Annotated in this window: 12 protein-coding genes; 11 read left to right on the top strand and 1 reads right to left on the bottom strand. The window is 65.1% G+C overall.

Translation table 11 applies throughout. The features are described 5' to 3' along the window. Window positions 1-93 precede the first annotated feature (93 nt). Entirely contained in the window at window positions 94-1,209 is a 1,116-nt protein-coding gene (locus AAFF27_16915) for an LLM class flavin-dependent oxidoreductase (protein XAH21696.1), read from the top strand. Continuing rightward, entirely contained in the window at window positions 1,209-2,174 is a 966-nt protein-coding gene (locus tag AAFF27_16910) for an ABC transporter substrate-binding protein (GenBank protein XAH21695.1), read from the top strand. Before AAFF27_16915 ends, AAFF27_16910 begins: the two co-directional genes overlap by 1 nt. A gap of 13 nt (window positions 2,175-2,187) precedes the next feature. On the opposite strand, the gene AAFF27_16905 is transcribed toward AAFF27_16910, so the two are convergent. Then, window positions 2,188-3,030: a symmetrical bis(5'-nucleosyl)-tetraphosphatase gene (locus AAFF27_16905; GenBank protein XAH21694.1), complete on the bottom strand. Its 843-nt coding sequence runs from the start codon at window positions 3,028-3,030 to the stop codon at window positions 2,188-2,190. Between the two features lie 24 nt (window positions 3,031-3,054). On the opposite strand from AAFF27_16905, the gene AAFF27_16900 reads away from it, so the two are divergent. The 9 genes from AAFF27_16900 (at window position 3,055) to feoB (ending at window position 15,231) form a co-directional block, all read left to right on the top strand. Then, complete coding sequence (locus AAFF27_16900; GenBank protein XAH21693.1) at window positions 3,055-4,362, top strand: hemolysin family protein; 1,308 nt, start codon at window positions 3,055-3,057, stop codon at window positions 4,360-4,362. Window positions 4,363-4,468: 106 nt separating this feature from the next. Continuing rightward, complete coding sequence (locus tag AAFF27_16895) at window positions 4,469-4,759, top strand: H-NS histone family protein (GenBank protein XAH21692.1); 291 nt, start codon at window positions 4,469-4,471, stop codon at window positions 4,757-4,759. 355 nt (window positions 4,760-5,114) lie between these two features. Then, a complete protein-coding gene (locus tag AAFF27_16890; GenBank protein ID XAH21691.1) occupies window positions 5,115-7,988 on the top strand; it encodes an aconitate hydratase in 2,874 nt (957 codons plus the stop codon). Window positions 7,989-8,133: 145 nt separating this feature from the next. After that, window positions 8,134-8,967: an iron uptake transporter permease EfeU gene (gene efeU / locus AAFF27_16885; GenBank protein XAH21690.1), complete on the top strand. Its 834-nt coding sequence runs from the start codon at window positions 8,134-8,136 to the stop codon at window positions 8,965-8,967. A 43-nt stretch (window positions 8,968-9,010) separates the two neighbouring features. After that, the gene (efeO, locus tag AAFF27_16880; protein XAH21689.1) at window positions 9,011-10,156 is read left to right on the top strand and encodes an iron uptake system protein EfeO; all 1,146 of its coding nucleotides are present in this window, start codon (window positions 9,011-9,013) and stop codon (window positions 10,154-10,156) included. A 12-nt stretch (window positions 10,157-10,168) separates the two neighbouring features. Continuing rightward, window positions 10,169-11,494: an iron uptake transporter deferrochelatase/peroxidase subunit gene (gene efeB / locus AAFF27_16875; GenBank protein ID XAH21688.1), complete on the top strand. Its 1,326-nt coding sequence runs from the start codon at window positions 10,169-10,171 to the stop codon at window positions 11,492-11,494. 37 nt (window positions 11,495-11,531) lie between these two features. Continuing rightward, complete coding sequence (efeO, locus tag AAFF27_16870; protein ID XAH21687.1) at window positions 11,532-12,368, top strand: iron uptake system protein EfeO; 837 nt, start codon at window positions 11,532-11,534, stop codon at window positions 12,366-12,368. A gap of 749 nt (window positions 12,369-13,117) precedes the next feature. Beyond that, window positions 13,118-13,369: a FeoA family protein gene (locus AAFF27_16865; GenBank protein XAH21686.1), complete on the top strand. Its 252-nt coding sequence runs from the start codon at window positions 13,118-13,120 to the stop codon at window positions 13,367-13,369. After that, on the top strand, window positions 13,366-15,231 hold the full coding sequence (feoB, locus tag AAFF27_16860) for a ferrous iron transport protein B (GenBank protein ID XAH21685.1): 1,866 nt from the start codon (window positions 13,366-13,368) through the stop codon (window positions 15,229-15,231). Before AAFF27_16865 ends, feoB begins: the two co-directional genes overlap by 4 nt. Window positions 15,232-15,343 lie beyond the last annotated feature (112 nt).

Genomic DNA, 15,343 nt, shown 5'->3' with positions numbered 1-15,343 from the left:
GCATATGCAAAGATGATTTCCTGCGTTCGCTTTTGATAGGGGGCTGGTTACGGTCGATCTTCGCAACGGCGGTAGCCGCCACCAGGAGATTCCATGAGCCAGAGCAGCGTTGAATTCATCGGCATGATCCAGACCCAGAAGGTCTCGGAAATCCACGCGCCCACGGGCGCCGCGATAGACCGCGACTATGTGCGCGCCTTTGCCCAGGCGCACGAGCAGGCCGGCTTCGATCGCATCCTGGTGCCGCACGGCTCCACCGGCCCCGACGCCACACTGACCGTGGCCTATGCCGCCGCCGTGACCGAGCGCATCCACTTCATGCTGGCGCACCGGCCGGGCTTTGTGGCGCCGACCTTGGCGGCGCGCCAGTTTGCCTCGCTCGACCAGTACAGCGGTGGCCGGCTGGCGGTGCACTACATCTCCGGTGGCTCGGACGCCGAGCAGCGCCGCGACGGCGATTACCTGGACCATGACCAGCGCTACGAGCGCACCGACGAATACCTGGACATCCTGCGCCGTGTCTGGACCAGCGACGCGCCCTTCGACCATGCAGGCAAGCACTACCGCTTCGAGAAGGGCTTCTCGGAGGTCAAGCCGTTGCAGCGCTCGGAGCGCGGACTGCCGCATGTGCCGGTCTACTTCGGCGGCGCTTCTGATGCCGCCATCCCGGTAGCGGCGCGCCATGCCGACGTCTACGCGCTGTGGGGTGAGTCGCTGGACCAGGCACGCGAGATCACTAGCCGTGTGCGCGGCGAGGCCGCCAAGCTCGGCCGCAGCGTGCGCTTCAGCGTGTCCTTCCGCCCCATCCTGGCCGCCACGGAAGACGCCGCCTGGGCGCGCGCAGAAAGCATCCTGCAAGAGACCCGCCGCCTGCGCACCACCGACGGCTTTGGCCGCACCGGTGGCCCCTTGCAAAGCGAGGGCGCACGCCGCCTGCTGGCCGCAGCCGACAAGGGCTCGCGCGTGGACCGGCGGCTATGGACCGAGATCGCCAAGGAGACCGGTGGCCGCTCCAACAGCACGGCGCTGGTCGGCACGCCCGAGCAGGTGGCCGAGGCGCTGCTGGACTACTACGACCTGGGCGTGACCACCTTTCTGATCCGTGGCTTCGACCCGCTGGAAGACGCCATCGACTTCGGTCGTGAGCTGATTCCGCGCACGCGTGCACTGGTGGCTGACCGCCTTTCCACTCAACGCAAAGCAGCGTGATGAGTTCTGAGAACTTTCATCCTTCGCGCCGCCGTTGGCTGCAGGGCGCCGCATTGACTGCGACGGTAGTCGGCGTGCCAGCCTTGCATGCGCAAAGCCGGCCCGTGCTCAAGGCCGGCGACCAGAAGGGCGGGCTGCGCGCTTTGCTGGAGGCCGCAGGCGCGCTGGAATCGCTGAGCTATGACATCCAGTGGTCCGAGTTCCCGGCGGCAGCCCCGCTGGCCGAGGCCCTCAACGCCCAGGCGGTGGATTTGGGGCCGATTGGCGATGCGCCGCTGGTGTTTGCACTGGCCGCAGGCACCCGCGTCAAGGCCATTGGCGCCAACCGCTCGGATGCCTACGGCACGGCGGTCCTGGTGCGGCCGGATTCGCCGCTGAAGACGGGGGCCGATTTGCGTGGGCGCAGCGTCGCCACCAACCGCGGCTCCATCGGCCACTACGTGGCCCTGAAAGCCGCGTTGCACGCGGGCTTGAAGCCTGAGGACCTGCGCTTTCGCTTTCTTGCGCCGGGTGATGCCAAGCTCGCGCTCACGCAGGGCTCGGTCGATGCCTGGGCCACCTGGGAGCCCTACACGGCAATGGCCGAGACGGCCGGCCATGCGCGGGTGCTGGTCAGCGGCCGTGGGCTGCTGCCGGGCCTGAGCTACCTGGCCGCGACCGACGCCGCCATTGCCGCCAAGCGCCCGCAGCTGCAAGACTTTTTGCTGCGCGTGGTACGGGCGCAGCAATGGTCCAACCGCAACGTGGACACCTTCTCGGCCACGCTGGCGCGCATCATCGGCATCACGCCCGAGGCGGCCAAGCTGCAGTTCGAGCGGCGCCGGCAGACCTGGATCGGCATCGACACCAATGTCATCGCAGATCAGCAGCGCACCGCGGATTTTTACCGCGAGGTGGGCCTGATCCCGCAGCCGCTGCAGGTGCAGGCCACGTTTGATACGGGGTTTCGTATAGACCCAGCGTGATGCGCGCGGATGGTCAGCCCGGTGCCTGAGCCTGCTCGCATTTCACCTGCACCAGATCGCACGCCTCGCGCGTTGGGCCCAGCCGTACGGCACTGAGGCAGCCGCCCCAGACGCAGCCGGTATCCAGCGACAGCAGGTCGGGCCGCTCCAGCCAGCCCAAGGTGGACCAGTGGCCGAAGACCACAGTCATATCGCGCGTGCGCCGCTCGGGCAGGTCGAACCAGGGCAATAGCCCCGTTGGTGCCTGGGCCGCACCTTCCTTCACCGCAAAGTCCATGCGGCCTTCGGGTGTGCAGAAGCGCAGGCGCGTAAGCGCGTTCACCACCACCCGCAGCCGGTCTGCGCCTGTGAGGCGGTCGTCCCATGCTGCCGGGGCGTTGCCATACATGGTGCTTAGAAAGCTCGCCAGGTCTGGGCCGCGCAGGGCGGCTTCGACTTCGGCGGCCAGGGCCATCACGTCTGCCGCGGTCCAGGCTGGCAATACGCCGGCATGCACCAACAGCAGCTCCTGTGCGCCGTGCGTGATGCGCCGGGCCATCGGTTGCATGCGCAGCCAGTCGAGCATGGTGGCGCGGTCCGTTGCGGCCAGGATGCCTTCCAGCGTATCGAGCCGGTGCGCCGGCCGGATGCCGTGCGCCACCGCCAGCAGATGCAGGTCGTGGTTGCCCAGTACGCAACGCGCGGCATCGCCATAACGCATCAGCCGGCGCAGCACGGCGGCAGAGTCCGGTCCGCGGTTGACGAGGTCGCCCAGCACATAGAGCGTGTCGCGGCTGGGGGAGAAATCGAGGGTGTCCAGCAGGCGCTGCAAGGCGCTGTCGCAGCCCTGCACGTCGCCCATACAGTAAAGTGCCATCTCCGGATTCTCTCTCCCTCCTCCATGGATTTCCTGCTGATCGCGCTGCTGACCCTTCTCAACGGCGTGTTTGCCATGTCCGAACTGGCGCTGGCGTCGAGCCGCAGGTCGCGGCTGGCTGCGTTGGCCGAAGAGGGCGACAAGGGTGCGCAGGCCTCGCTGGCCCTGCTCGACCATCCCACTGAGTTTTTGTCGTCGGTGCAGGTGGGCATTACCTCCATCGGCATGCTCAACGGCATTCTGGGCGAGGCCGCCTTCAGTGACGACCTGGCGGTGCTGCTGCAAAGCATTGGTACGCCAGCGCGTGCCGCTGAAATCAGCGCCACGGCCATCGTGGTGATCCTGATTACCTTCATCACCATCGTCTTTGGGGAACTGGTGCCCAAGCGTATTGGCCAGCTCTATCCCGAGACGGTTGCGCGCTGGGTGGCGCGCCCGATGACCTGGGTGGCGCGCGTGGCCAAGCCCTTCGTGCATCTGCTGTCGTTCAGCACCCGCAGCATCCTGCGGCTGCTGCGGGTCGACACATCCGGTGGGCGTCCCATGACTGAAGAGGAGATCGTGGCCAGCCTGGAGGAGGGCGTGGACGCCGGCATCATCGAGCAGCACGAGCACCGTATGGTGCAGAACGTGTTTCATCTGGATGACCGGCCCCTGACCTCGCTCATGGTGCCGCGCGCGGATATCGACTGGATGGATGCCTCCGCCACCGTGGCTGCGGCGCTGCGCCAGGCCGGCGCCAGCCCGGAGCGGGGCTCGCATTCCTGGTACCCGGTGTGCCGGGGGTCGCTCGACGAGGTGGTGGGCATCATCAGCGTGGCGCAGTTGCTGGCGCTGGGTGCCGAGGCTGAAGGTTCTATTGAGGCGCATGCCCAGCCCGCGTCCTTTCTGCCTGAAACGCTGTCGGGAATGGAGCTGCTGGAGCAGTTTCGTGCGCAGTCGGGGCGGCTGGTATTTGTGGTGGATGAATATGGCGTGGTCCAGGGCCTGATGACACCGCGCGATCTGCTGGAGGCCATTACTGGCGAGTTGCAGCCCGGCGGCCAGGCCCAGGCCTGGGCGGTGCAGCGTGCGGACGGTTCGTGGCTGCTTGATGGGCTGATGCCCGTCGGCGAATTGAAGGATCGCCTCGATATTCGTGATTTGCCTGGCGAGGACCGCAATCTCTACAACACGCTGGCGGGTTTGTTGATGTCGGAGTCCGGCCGTCTTCCGGCGGTGGGAGAGCAGGTGGAGTGCGCTGGCTGGATATTCGAGGTCGTCGACCTGGACGGAAAAAGAATCGACAAGGTATTGGCCATGCTGCCGGTGGAGAATCAAGTGGTGGGATAATGCAGCAGGCCTATTTGGATAAAAAACAATATGATACATATCGTTTTGATCCATGGTCTCCTTATAATCCCACACCTTTTTAATTTTTAGCCAACGGATCTGCACCATGACGTCATACAAGGAACTGCTCAAGCAGCGCGAGGCGCTCGAAGCCCAGATCAGCGATGCGCGCCAGCGTGAAACCGCAGATGCGGTTGCACAGGCGCGTCGCATTGTTGAGGAGTATGGGCTTACCGCACAGGATGTGTTCCCGCCAGCCCGCGGCCGCACCTCTGCCGCACGTGGCAGCAAGGTTGCCGCCAAATACCGCGACCCGGCAACCGGCGCGACCTGGACTGGCCGCGGCAAGGCCCCGAAATGGATTCAAGGTGAAGACCGCGCCAAGTACGCCATCTGATGCGTCCCCGTCATGGGTAGCAGGCGATTAGCGCTGCCACCATAAAACCCCGTAAGACTCTGACGAGTTTGCGGGGTTTTTTTATGGCAAGAAGCCTATTGTCAAATAAGGATTTTTTCGCCGATGCTTGCGGACGAAGAGGTGTCGGGTCAGGGGTTTGGAAAAATCCAAAACATGTAGCCAATTTGTAAAGATGCGTTGTTCTTGGCGCTTTGAAGTTGACGGGGTCGTGACAACTTGAAAGAGCGTGGGCGTTTGTCTACGACCAGTGCGGGTTCCATCGCGCGCAACGACAAGATCCGGATGCCCTGACAAAATGTCTTTTGTCTTGTTCCCTACTTGCCAGGAGCCTTTGATGCCCAAGCCAACGTCCCACGATTTCGCCAAGACCCTGAAGAAGCTTAAGACTGCGCCAGGGTCCTCCGGAAAATTTTTCTCGCTGCCGGTGCTGACCGAGCAGTTCCCCAGCGTGGCACGCTTGCCCGTGTCGATCCGCATCGTCCTGGAGTCGGTGCTGCGCAATTGCGATGGCAAGAAGATCACCGCCGAGCATGTCGCGCAACTGGCCAATTGGAAGCCCAACGCGGAGCGGGTCGACGAGATTCCCTTTGTCGTCTCGCGCGTGGTCCTGCAGGATTTCACGGGTGTTCCCTTGCTGGCAGATCTGGCCGCCATGCGCAGCACTGCCAACCGCCTGGGCAAGAAGCCCAAGCGCATCGAGCCGCTGGTGCCGGTGGACCTGGTGGTGGACCACTCGATCATGGTCGACTACTACGGCACCAAGGATGCGCTGGACCTGAACATGAAGCTGGAGTTCAAGCGCAACGAGGAGCGCTACCAGTTCATGAAATGGGGCATGCAGGCCTTTGACACCTTTGGCGTGGTGCCACCGGGATTCGGCATCGTGCACCAGGTGAATCTTGAATACCTGGCGCGCGGCGTACACCAGCGCAAGAGCGACGGCGTGTACTACCCCGATACCCTCGTGGGCACCGACAGCCACACCACCATGGTCAATGGCATTGGCGTGGTGGCCTGGGGTGTGGGTGGCATCGAGGCCGAGGCGGCCATGCTGGGCCAGCCGGTCTACTTCCTCACGCCCGACGTGGTGGGCTTCGAGCTGACCGGACAGCTGCGCGAAGGTGTCACTGCAACCGACCTGGTGCTGACCGTCACCGAGATCCTGCGCAAGCACAAGGTGGTGGGCAAGTTCGTGGAGTTCTTTGGCGAGGGCACGCGCACGCTGGGCGTGCCGGACCGGGCCACCATTGGCAACATGGCGCCTGAATATGGCGCGACCATGGGCTTTTTCCCGGTGGACGAGAAGACCATCGAGTATTTCAAGGGCACCGGCCGCACCAAGACCGAAATCGAAGCCTTCGAGGCCTATTTCCGCGCACAACAGTTGTTCGGCGTGCCGCTGGCTGGCGAGATCGACTATTCGCAGACCGTGAAGCTCGATCTGGGCGAGGTCACCCCCAGCCTGGCGGGGCCGAAGCGGCCGCAGGACCGGATCGAACTGGGCAAGGTCGCGGACCAGTTCGAAACCCTGTTCTCCCGGCCGGCTGCCGAGAACGGCTTCAACCAGCCCGCCGAACGCCTGGCACAGCGCTATCCGCTGCTTGTCTCGCATGCCGACGAGGCCCTGGCCGAGCTTGCCACTCCCTCGGGGGCCGCGCGGCATGTGGTCGAGATGGAGGCCAACCGCCCCATGCTGGAGCCCGCCGAAGGCACGGCCAAGGCCAGCGAGTCCGACACCAAGGGCGTGACGGTGGGCAGCGGCGATGTGCTGATCGCGGCCATCACCAGTTGCACCAATACCTCCAACCCCAGCGTGCTGCTGGCCGCCGGCCTGCTGGCCAAGAAGGCGGTGGAGGCGGGCCTGAAAGTGCAGCCGCACATCAAGACCTCGCTGGCGCCGGGCTCGCGCATCGTCACCGAGTACCTGGCCGAGACCGGCTTGCTGCCCTACCTGGAGAAGCTGGGCTTTGCGCTGGCGGGCTATGGCTGCACCACCTGCATCGGCAATGCCGGGGACCTGACGCCCGAGCTGAACGAGGCCATCACCAAGAACGATCTGGTTTGCGCCGCCGTGCTGTCGGGCAACCGCAATTTCGAGGCGCGCATCCACCCCAACCTCAAGGCCAACTTCCTGGCCAGCCCGCCCTTGGTGGTGGCCTATGCGATTGCTGGCACCGTGCTGCGTGACCTCATGACCGAACCGGTTGGCAAGGGCAAGAAGGGGCGCGACATCTACCTGGGCGACATCTGGCCGACCAGCGACGAGATCTATGCATTGCTGAAGTACGCCATGAAGGGCAAGGCCTTCCGCGAGAACTATTCCAAGGTGCGCACCGATCCCGGCAAGCTCTGGGAGAAGATCAAGGGCGTGACTGGCCAGACCTACAACTGGCCGGCCAGCACCTATATCGCCGAGCCACCGTTCTTCAAGGACTTCACGCTGGAGGGCGGCACCGGCGAAGAGGCGGTGAAGGTCGAGGGCGCGCGCATCATGGCGCTGTTTGGCGACTCCATCACCACTGACCACATTTCGCCAGCCGGTTCGATCAAGGAAAGCTCTCCGGCGGGCCAGTGGCTGCTGGCCAACGGTGTGCAAAAGGCAGACTTCAACAGCTATGGCGCACGCCGCGGCAACCATGATGTGATGATGCGCGGCACCTTTGCCAATGTGCGCATCAAGAACCTCATGATCCCGGCCCGGCCTGATGGTTCGCGCGAGGAAGGTGGCCTGACCTTGTTCCAGAGCGACGGTTCGGATCAGGGCAAGAAGATGTCCATCTTCGACGCTGCCATGCAGTACATCGCCGAGGGCACGCCCACGGTGGTCTTTGCCGGCGAGGAGTACGGCACCGGCTCCTCGCGTGACTGGGCGGCCAAGGGGACGCAGCTGCTGGGCATCAAGGCCGTGGTGGCGCGCAGCTTTGAGCGCATCCACCGCTCCAACCTGGTGGGCATGGGTGTGTTGCCGCTGCAGTTCCGTGCGGGTGAATCGTGGGAAACGCTGGGACTCAAGGGCAACGAGAAGGTCGATGTGATCCCGCACCCTGAGCTAAAACCCCAGAGCGAGGCGACCCTGGTCATCACCGGTGCCGACGGCAAGCGGCGCGAGGTCAAGGCCATCTTGCGCATCGACACCCCGGTCGAGGTCGAGTACTACCGCCACGGCGGCATCCTGCCGTTCGTGCTGCGGCAGTTGCTGGCGGCCTGAGCCAGTCACGCCTTGCCATCCAGGCCGCCTGCGGGCGGCCTTTTTCATGGGCTAGCAGAAATGCGCGGCTCGGCACATTGCGGTTTTGCAACCTTGGGTCGCGACGGTCTTTCTTGAGGGGGCTCGCAGGTTGGTTAAAATGTGAATGATGTTGATTCCCTTTCTCATTATGTTGCGCGAGGGTATCGAGGCCGCCCTCATCGTGGGCATTGTTGCCAGCTACTTGCAGCAAAGTGGCCGTGGCGCGCTGATGCCGGCCGTGTGGGTCGGGGTGCTGCTGGCTGCAGCGCTGTCGCTGTTCGTCGGAGCTGGCCTGCAACTGCTGGCCGCCGAATTTCCACAGAAGCAGCAAGAACTGTTCGAGGGCGTGGTGGGCCTCGTCGCCGTGGTCATGCTGACCTCCATGGTGTTCTGGATGCGCAAGGCCGCGCGTTCCATCAAGGGGCAGTTGCACAACTCTATCGACCGCGCGCTGGGCCAGGCTGACGGCCAAGGCTGGGCGCTGATCGGCATGGTTTTCCTGGCCGTGGCGCGCGAGGGCTTGGAGTCGGTTTTCTTTCTGCTGGCAATCTTCCAGCAGAGCAGCGGCTGGGAGGCGCCGGTGGGCGCGCTGGCCGGCATTGCGGTATCGGTAGCGGTGGGCTACGGGCTGTATTCGGGCGGTGTGCGGCTGGACCTGCGCCGCTTCTTCCGGCTCACGGGCCTGTTCATTCTGCTGGTCGCGGCCGGCCTGCTGGCGGGTGTGTTGCGCAAATTGCACGAAGCCGGCGTCTGGAATCACCTGCAGCAGGTGGTGTTCGACATGAGCGAGGCATTGCCCATGGACAGCCCGGTGGGCGCGGTGCTGTCGGGCCTGCTGGGCTACCAGGCGGCCCCGGTGCTGGGCGAGGTGATCGCGTACCTCGTCTTCCTGGCGCTCGCGCTTTTCTGCTTCCTGCGTCCGACCGCATCCGCATCACCCCGCGCAGCGGCGCACTGATACACGGTTCATGACTTCTCCTGCCCCGAAAACATCCTCTCTCATGCGTGCCGCGGTTGGCGGCTCGGCGCTGCTGGTGCTCGCTGGCCTGGCGGCCTTCTGGTATGCCTCGGGCGTGGCGCATAAGGCGCCACCAAAGGCTTCCGACCATGCCGTCACCGTCACTATCCGCGGCAAGGTCTGTGACCCCAACGAGATCACGGTGCCGGCGGGCCGTACCACCTTCACCATCGTCAACCAGTCGGAGCGCGCGCTGGAGTGGGAGATCCTCGACGGCGTGATGGTGGTAGAGGAGCGCGAGAACATCGCACCCGGCTTCTCGCAGACCATGACGGTGAAGCTGGCGCCCGGGGAATACGACATCACCTGCGGCCTGCTCAGCAACCCGCGCGGCAAGCTGCGCGTCACGCCTTCTGCGGCCTCGGATGCCGAAGCCGCCAAGCCCTCGCTGGTCAACTACGTGGGGGCGCTGGCCGAGTACAAGGTGTTTCTGGTGCTGGAGTCCGGCACGTTGGAGGACGCTGCGCAGGCCCTGGCCGAGGCGATCAAGGCCGGTGACCTGCAGCAGGCGAGGGCGCTCTATGGCCCGGCGCACCAGGCCTACAAGCGCATCGAGCCCATGGCTGAGCTGTTTGCTGACCTGGACACCCGCCTCAATGCTCGTGCCGACTACTTCGAGAAGCGCGAGGCTGATCCGGGCTTTAGCGGCTTCCACCGCATCGAGTACGGGCTGTTCAGCCAGAACAGCGTGAAGGACCTGGTACCTATTGCCGACCAACTGCTGGCCGAGGTCGGCACGCTGAAGACGCGGCTGCGTGCGCTCAATGTGCCGCCGGAGCGCCTGGCCAGTTCGGCCGCCCGCTTGCTGAACCGTGTCGCTGACAACCTGCCAGCGGGCGGCGAAGACCACTACGGCCATGGCGAACCCGCCAACCTGCAGGGCTCGCTGGACGGCACGAAAAAGATCGCCGACCTGCTGGCGCCGCTGCTGGCCAAGGCCGCACCTGAACTGCAGAAGAGCGTGGACCAGCGTTTTGCGGCCTTCGATGCTGTGCTGGCGCCGTACCGCGTGGGCGGGGGCTTCAAACCCGCCGCGCTGGATGAGGCGCAGCGCAAAGCGCTGGCCGAGCCTGTGCGAGCACTGGCCGGCGAGCTTGGCCGGGTCAACGCTGCGCTGGGCCTTGAGTGAGCTGAAGACATCATGGAAAAGACAAACGACTTCGCGCCCGCTAGCGGGCAACCCGCATCGCCGCACCGGCGCCGCATGCTCGGTGGCCTGGGCGCTACTGGTGCCGTCATGGCCGGCTTGTCGGTGGCCGGCCGTGCCGCTGCTGCGCCCGATGGGCCACCCGATGGGCCAAGCACTGGCGCCCAGGTCACCGATGCGCCGCAAAGCAGCCACACACAGGACCGTGTGCCTTTTCTGGGGCGCCACCAGGCCGGCATCGTCACGCCGCGCCCGACGGCCGGCATGATCGCCTCCTTCTATGTGCTGGCCGACAACCGGGCTGAGTTGGAGCGCCTGTTCCGCACGCTGACCAGTCGCATTGCCTTCCTCACCCAAGGCGGTGCACAGCCTGATCTGGACCCCAAGCTGCCACCGGCGGGCTCCGGCATTCTGGGGCCGGTGGTGCAGCCTGATGGGCTGACCGTGACCGTATCGGTCGGCAGTTCCTTGTTCGACGAGCGCTTTGGCCTTGCACCGAAGAAGCCAGCGCGCCTGCAACAGATGCAGCGCCATCCCAACGATGCCCTGGATGCCGCGCTGTGCCATGGCGACCTGTCGATCCAGTTCTGCGCCAACACGCCCGACGCCAACATCCACGCGCTGCGCGACATCATCAAGAACACGCCCGACCTGTTGGTGCTGCATTGGAAGCAGGAGGGTTCCGTGCCGCCGATCCCGGCCGTGCCCGGCCAGCCGGCCGAGAGCGCACGTAATTTCCTGGGCTTTCGCGATGGCTCGGCCAACCCGGATTCGGCGGACACGACCTTGATGGACCGCATCGTCTGGGTGCAGCCGGGCAGCAATGAGCCGGCTTGGGCCGTGGGCGGCAGCTACCAGGCGGTGCGCATCATCCGCAATTTTGTCGAGCGCTGGGACCGCACGCCGCTGCAGGAACAAGAGGCGATCATGGGCCGCATCAAGCCCAGCGGCGCGCCGCTGGATGGTGGCCGTACCGAGCACGACGTGCCCGATTACGCCCGCGACCCAGAGGGCAAGGCCACGCCCATGGATGCGCACATCCGCCTGGCAAACCCGCGCACCAAGGCATCCGATGCCAACCTCATGCTGCGTCGGCCTTTCAACTATTCGAACGGCGTCACCAAGTCGGGCCAACTGGAGATGGGGCTGCTGTTCATCTGCTACCAGGCCGATCTGGAGCAGGGCTTCATCACGGTCCAGAAGCGCCTGGATGGCGAGCCGCTGGAGGAGTACATCAAGCCTATCGGCGGCGGTTTCTTCTTCACGTTGCCAGGCGTGAAGGATGAGAGCGGCTGGCTGGGCCAAAGCCTGCTGGCCTGAACCCCTTTCACTACAACGCACTATTCCAAGGAGAGTCATGTCCGTGCACATCCGTCGCCATTTCCTCGCCACCCTCGTTGCTGCTACGGCAGGTCTCCATGCCAGCGGTGCGCTGGCGGCGGTGTCGCCGCTGGAGCTGGTCGGGCCTATCTCCGAGTACAAGATCTACGTGGCCGAGAACGTGCGCAAACTGGTGGCGGATACCCGCGTCTTCACCGCTGCGGTGAAGGCCGGTGACGTGGAAAAGGCCAAGAAACTCTATGCGCCCACGCGCACCAGCTATGAGCGGATCGAGCCGGTGGCCGAGCTGTTCAGCGACATGGACAGCGCCATCGATTCGCGCGCGGACGACCATGAGAAGGCCGAGAAGGACCCGGATTTCGGCGGCTTCCACCGCATCGAGTACGGCCTGTGGACGCAGAAGAGCGCCAAGGGCCTGGGCCCGGTCGCCGACAAGCTGCTGGCCGATGTGCTGGAGCTGCAAAAGCGCCTGGGCGCGCTGACCTTTCCGCCAGAGAAGGTGGTGGGCGGCGCAGCCGTGCTGATGGAAGAGGTGGCCGCCACCAAGATCTCCGGCGAGGAAAACCGCTACAGCCACACCGACCTGTGGGACTTCCAGGCCAATTTCGAAGGCGCCTACAAGATCGTCGAGTTGCTGCGCCCGCTGGTCGTCAAGGAAGACAAGGCGTTCTCGACCAAGACCGACGCCAACTTCAAGGTGGTGTTTGACACCCTGGCCAAGTACCGCACGGCCGATGGTGGCTTCGAGACCTATTCGAAGCTGAGCGAGCGTGACCGCAAGCTGCTGGCCGGCCGGGTCAATACGCTGGCAGAAGACCTGTCCAAGTTGCGGGGCATGCTCGGGTTGAATTAGGTTCACCCCCAGGCTACGCACTTCGTGTCTTCGCCAACCCCCTTCCGGGGGCAACACCAGTGGCCTGGCAAAGCCAGTTCCACGGTGTTTCTGGGTTCACCCCCAGGCTTGCCCACTGCGTGTGGCCGCCAACCCCCCTCCGGGGGCAACACCAGTGGCCTGGCAAAGCCAGTTCCACGGTGTTCCTGGGTTCACCCCCAGGCTTGCCCACTGCGTGTGGCCGCCAACCCCCCTCCGGGGGCAACACCAGTGGCCTGGCAAAGCCAGTTCCACGGTGTTTCTGGGTTCACCCCCAGGCTTGCCCACTGCGTGTGGCCGCCAACCCCCTTCCGGGGGCAACACCAGTGGCCTGGCAGAGCCAGTTCCACGGTGTTTCTGGGTTCACCCCCAGGCTTGCCCACTGCGTGTGGCCGCCAACCCCCTTCCGGGGGCAACACCAGTGGCCTGGCAAAGCCAGTTCCACGGTGTTCCTGGGTTCGCCCCCAGGCTACGCACTTCGTGTCTCCGCCAACCCCCTCCGGGGGCAACACCTGCGGCCTGGCAGAGCCAGTTCCGCGGTGTTCTTGGCTTTGGGGAGGGGCCGTGCTCTGCGGGGATCAGGCGAGGTTAAAGCCTGTATGGGATAGGAGGTAATGGGAATTGATACCATTGCTGCCCCACTGTCACCGTACCCCTCGCTGCACTCCGGTGCTGCCGACCGCCTCACTGTGTCCCATTCTTCCGCTGCCGCAAGGCCTGAGGGTGCTGCAATGCATCTGGCCGATCTTTCCCGCAATGTGTTTGCGACCATCGTCGGCCTGCGCCAGCCCGTGGATACGGAGCAGTCGGAGTTGCTGCTGCGCCTGATGGAGATCGGTTTTGTGCCCGGAGAGCGGGTGCGGGTGGTGGCACATGGCTTTCCTGGGCGTGAGCCGTTGGCGGTGCGGCTGGGTCACACCACTTTTGCGCTGCGCGTGGCGGAAGCCGAGCTGATCGAAGTCGAACTGGAAGGTGCCCCATGAGCGCGGCGCTGTCCACCCCGCTGCGCGTTGCGCTGCTGGGCAATCCCAACTGCGGCAAGACCGCGCTGTTCAACCTGCTGACCGGCAGCCGTGCCAAGGTCGCCAACTATGCGGGCGTCACGGTGGAGCGCCGCGTCGGCCGCGTGCGCACGCCCTCGGGCCGGCGTGTCGATGTGCTGGACCTGCCGGGCGCCTACAGCCTGAACCCGCTGAGCGCGGACGAGGCGATTACCCGCGACATCGTCACCGGCCAGCGCGCCGGTGAGCCGCTGCCTGATCTGCTGGTGTGCGTTACCGACGCCACCAATTTGCGCCTAAACCTGCGCCTGGTGCTGGAGGCACGCAAGCTCGGCATTCCGATGCTGGTGGCGCTCAATATGAGCGACGAGGCGCGGCGCCAGGGGATCGTGGTCGACGCGCAGGCGCTGGGCCGTGAACTCGGCTTACCGGTGGTGGAGACCGTTGGCGTCAAGACCGATGGCGCGGCCGCGCTGGTGGCGGCGCTGGAATCGCACATGCCCGGCGTTGCCGGGCTCCCTGTGGAATGGAAGGCGCCGGCCTTTGACGAGGTGCTGGATACGCAGAAGGAAGTGCGCCGCATCCTCTCGGTCGCGGTGCGCGAGCCCGAGCGCGCCCTGCAGCGCGACGACGTGATCGACCGCGTGGTGCTGCACCCGCTGTGGGGCCTGGTGGTGCTGGCGGTGTTGCTGTTCCTGATGTTCCAGGCGGTGTTTACCTGGGCCGAGGTGCCGATGAACGCCATCGAAGGCGTCACCACTGCGGTGGGCGAATTCGTCAAGGCGCACCTGCCCGATGGCGTGCTGCAAAGCCTGCTGGTGGACGGCATCATTGCCGGCGTGGGCGGCGTGCTGGTGTTTTTGCCGCAGATACTGATCCTGTTCTTCTTCATCCTTGCGCTGGAGGATTCGGGCTACCTGCCGCGTGCAGCTTTCTTGCTGGACCGACTGATGGGCACGGTGGGCTTGTCGGGCCGCTCCTTCATCCCGCTGCTGTCGAGCTTTGCCTGCGCCATTCCGGGTGTGATGGCCACGCGCACCATCACCAACTGGCGCGACCGGCTGGTGACCATCATGATTGCGCCGCTCATGACCTGCTCGGCGCGGCTGCCGGTGTATGCGCTGTTGATTGCGGCTTTTGTGCCGGCGCGCAGCATTGGCATCTTCAATCTGCAGGGGCTGGTGCTGTTCGCGCTTTACCTGGGCGGCATTGTGTCGGCCATGGGCGTGGCCTGGGTGTTCAAGTGGCTGCGCGGTGGCGCGTCGCGGGCGCCGCTGATGATGGAGCTGCCGTCTTACCGCTGGCCGCATCCGCGCCAACTGGCTATTGGCCTGTGGGAGCGGGCGCGCATCTTCGTGCGGCGCGTGGGCACCATGATCCTGGCGCTGACGGTGCTGCTGTGGTTCTTTTCGTCCTTCCCGTCGCCGCCCGCTGGCGCCACCGGGCCGGCGATCCAGTACAGCCTGGCCGGCATGATCGGGCGCGCGCTGGAAGTGGTGTTTTCGCCGATCGGCTTCAACTGGCAGATCTGCATCGCACTGGTGCCGGGCCTGGCCGCGCGTGAAGTGGCTGTGGGCGCCTTGGGCACGGTCTATGCGCTGTCGGCCACGGGCGATGACGCCGCCACGGCGCTGGAGCCCATGATTGCGGCCAGTTGGCCCTTGGCCACGGCGCTGTCGCTGCTGGTCTGGTATGTGTTTGCGCCGATGTGCCTGCCCACGCTGGCCACGGTGCGGCGCGAGACCAATTCCTGGCGCTACGCGCTGATCATGGCGGCCTACCTGTTTGGGTTGGCCTATGTGGCGAGTTTCATCACCTACCGAATTGCGTTGGCACTGAGCTGATATGGCACACCCCCAGGCTACGCACTTCGTGTCTCCGCCAAGCCCCTTGCAGGGGGCACATCCTGCGGCCCGGCGGAGCTGGTTCCGCGGATGTTTTGTTTTGTGCGTTGCG

The organism is Xylophilus sp. GW821-FHT01B05 (assembly GCA_038961845.1).
Lineage (GTDB): Bacteria > Pseudomonadota > Gammaproteobacteria > Burkholderiales > Burkholderiaceae_C > Xylophilus.
Note: the sequence above shows the minus strand (reverse complement) of the source record. Positions and strands in the feature narration are given on the sequence as shown.

Excerpts from the sequence above, each read along its gene's own strand:
- AAFF27_16910 (XAH21695.1), top strand. The coding sequence starts at position 1,209 with ATGAGTTCTGAGAACTTTCATCCTTCGCGCCGCCGTTGGCTGCAGGGC.
- efeO (XAH21687.1), top strand. The coding sequence starts at position 11,532 with ATGTCCGTGCACATCCGTCGCCATTTCCTCGCCACCCTCGTTGCTGCT.
- AAFF27_16890 (XAH21691.1), top strand. The coding sequence starts at position 5,115 with ATGCCCAAGCCAACGTCCCACGATTTCGCCAAGACCCTGAAGAAGCTT.
- AAFF27_16895 (XAH21692.1), top strand. The coding sequence starts at position 4,469 with ATGACGTCATACAAGGAACTGCTCAAGCAGCGCGAGGCGCTCGAAGCC.
- efeU (XAH21690.1), top strand. The coding sequence starts at position 8,134 with ATGATGTTGATTCCCTTTCTCATTATGTTGCGCGAGGGTATCGAGGCC.
- AAFF27_16915 (XAH21696.1), top strand. The coding sequence starts at position 94 with ATGAGCCAGAGCAGCGTTGAATTCATCGGCATGATCCAGACCCAGAAG.
- efeB (XAH21688.1), top strand. The coding sequence starts at position 10,169 with ATGGAAAAGACAAACGACTTCGCGCCCGCTAGCGGGCAACCCGCATCG.
- AAFF27_16905 (XAH21694.1), bottom strand. The coding sequence starts at position 3,030 with ATGGCACTTTACTGTATGGGCGACGTGCAGGGCTGCGACAGCGCCTTG.
- efeO (XAH21689.1), top strand. The coding sequence starts at position 9,011 with ATGCGTGCCGCGGTTGGCGGCTCGGCGCTGCTGGTGCTCGCTGGCCTG.
- AAFF27_16865 (XAH21686.1), top strand. The coding sequence starts at position 13,118 with ATGCATCTGGCCGATCTTTCCCGCAATGTGTTTGCGACCATCGTCGGC.
- AAFF27_16900 (XAH21693.1), top strand. The coding sequence starts at position 3,055 with ATGGATTTCCTGCTGATCGCGCTGCTGACCCTTCTCAACGGCGTGTTT.
- feoB (XAH21685.1), top strand. The coding sequence starts at position 13,366 with ATGAGCGCGGCGCTGTCCACCCCGCTGCGCGTTGCGCTGCTGGGCAAT.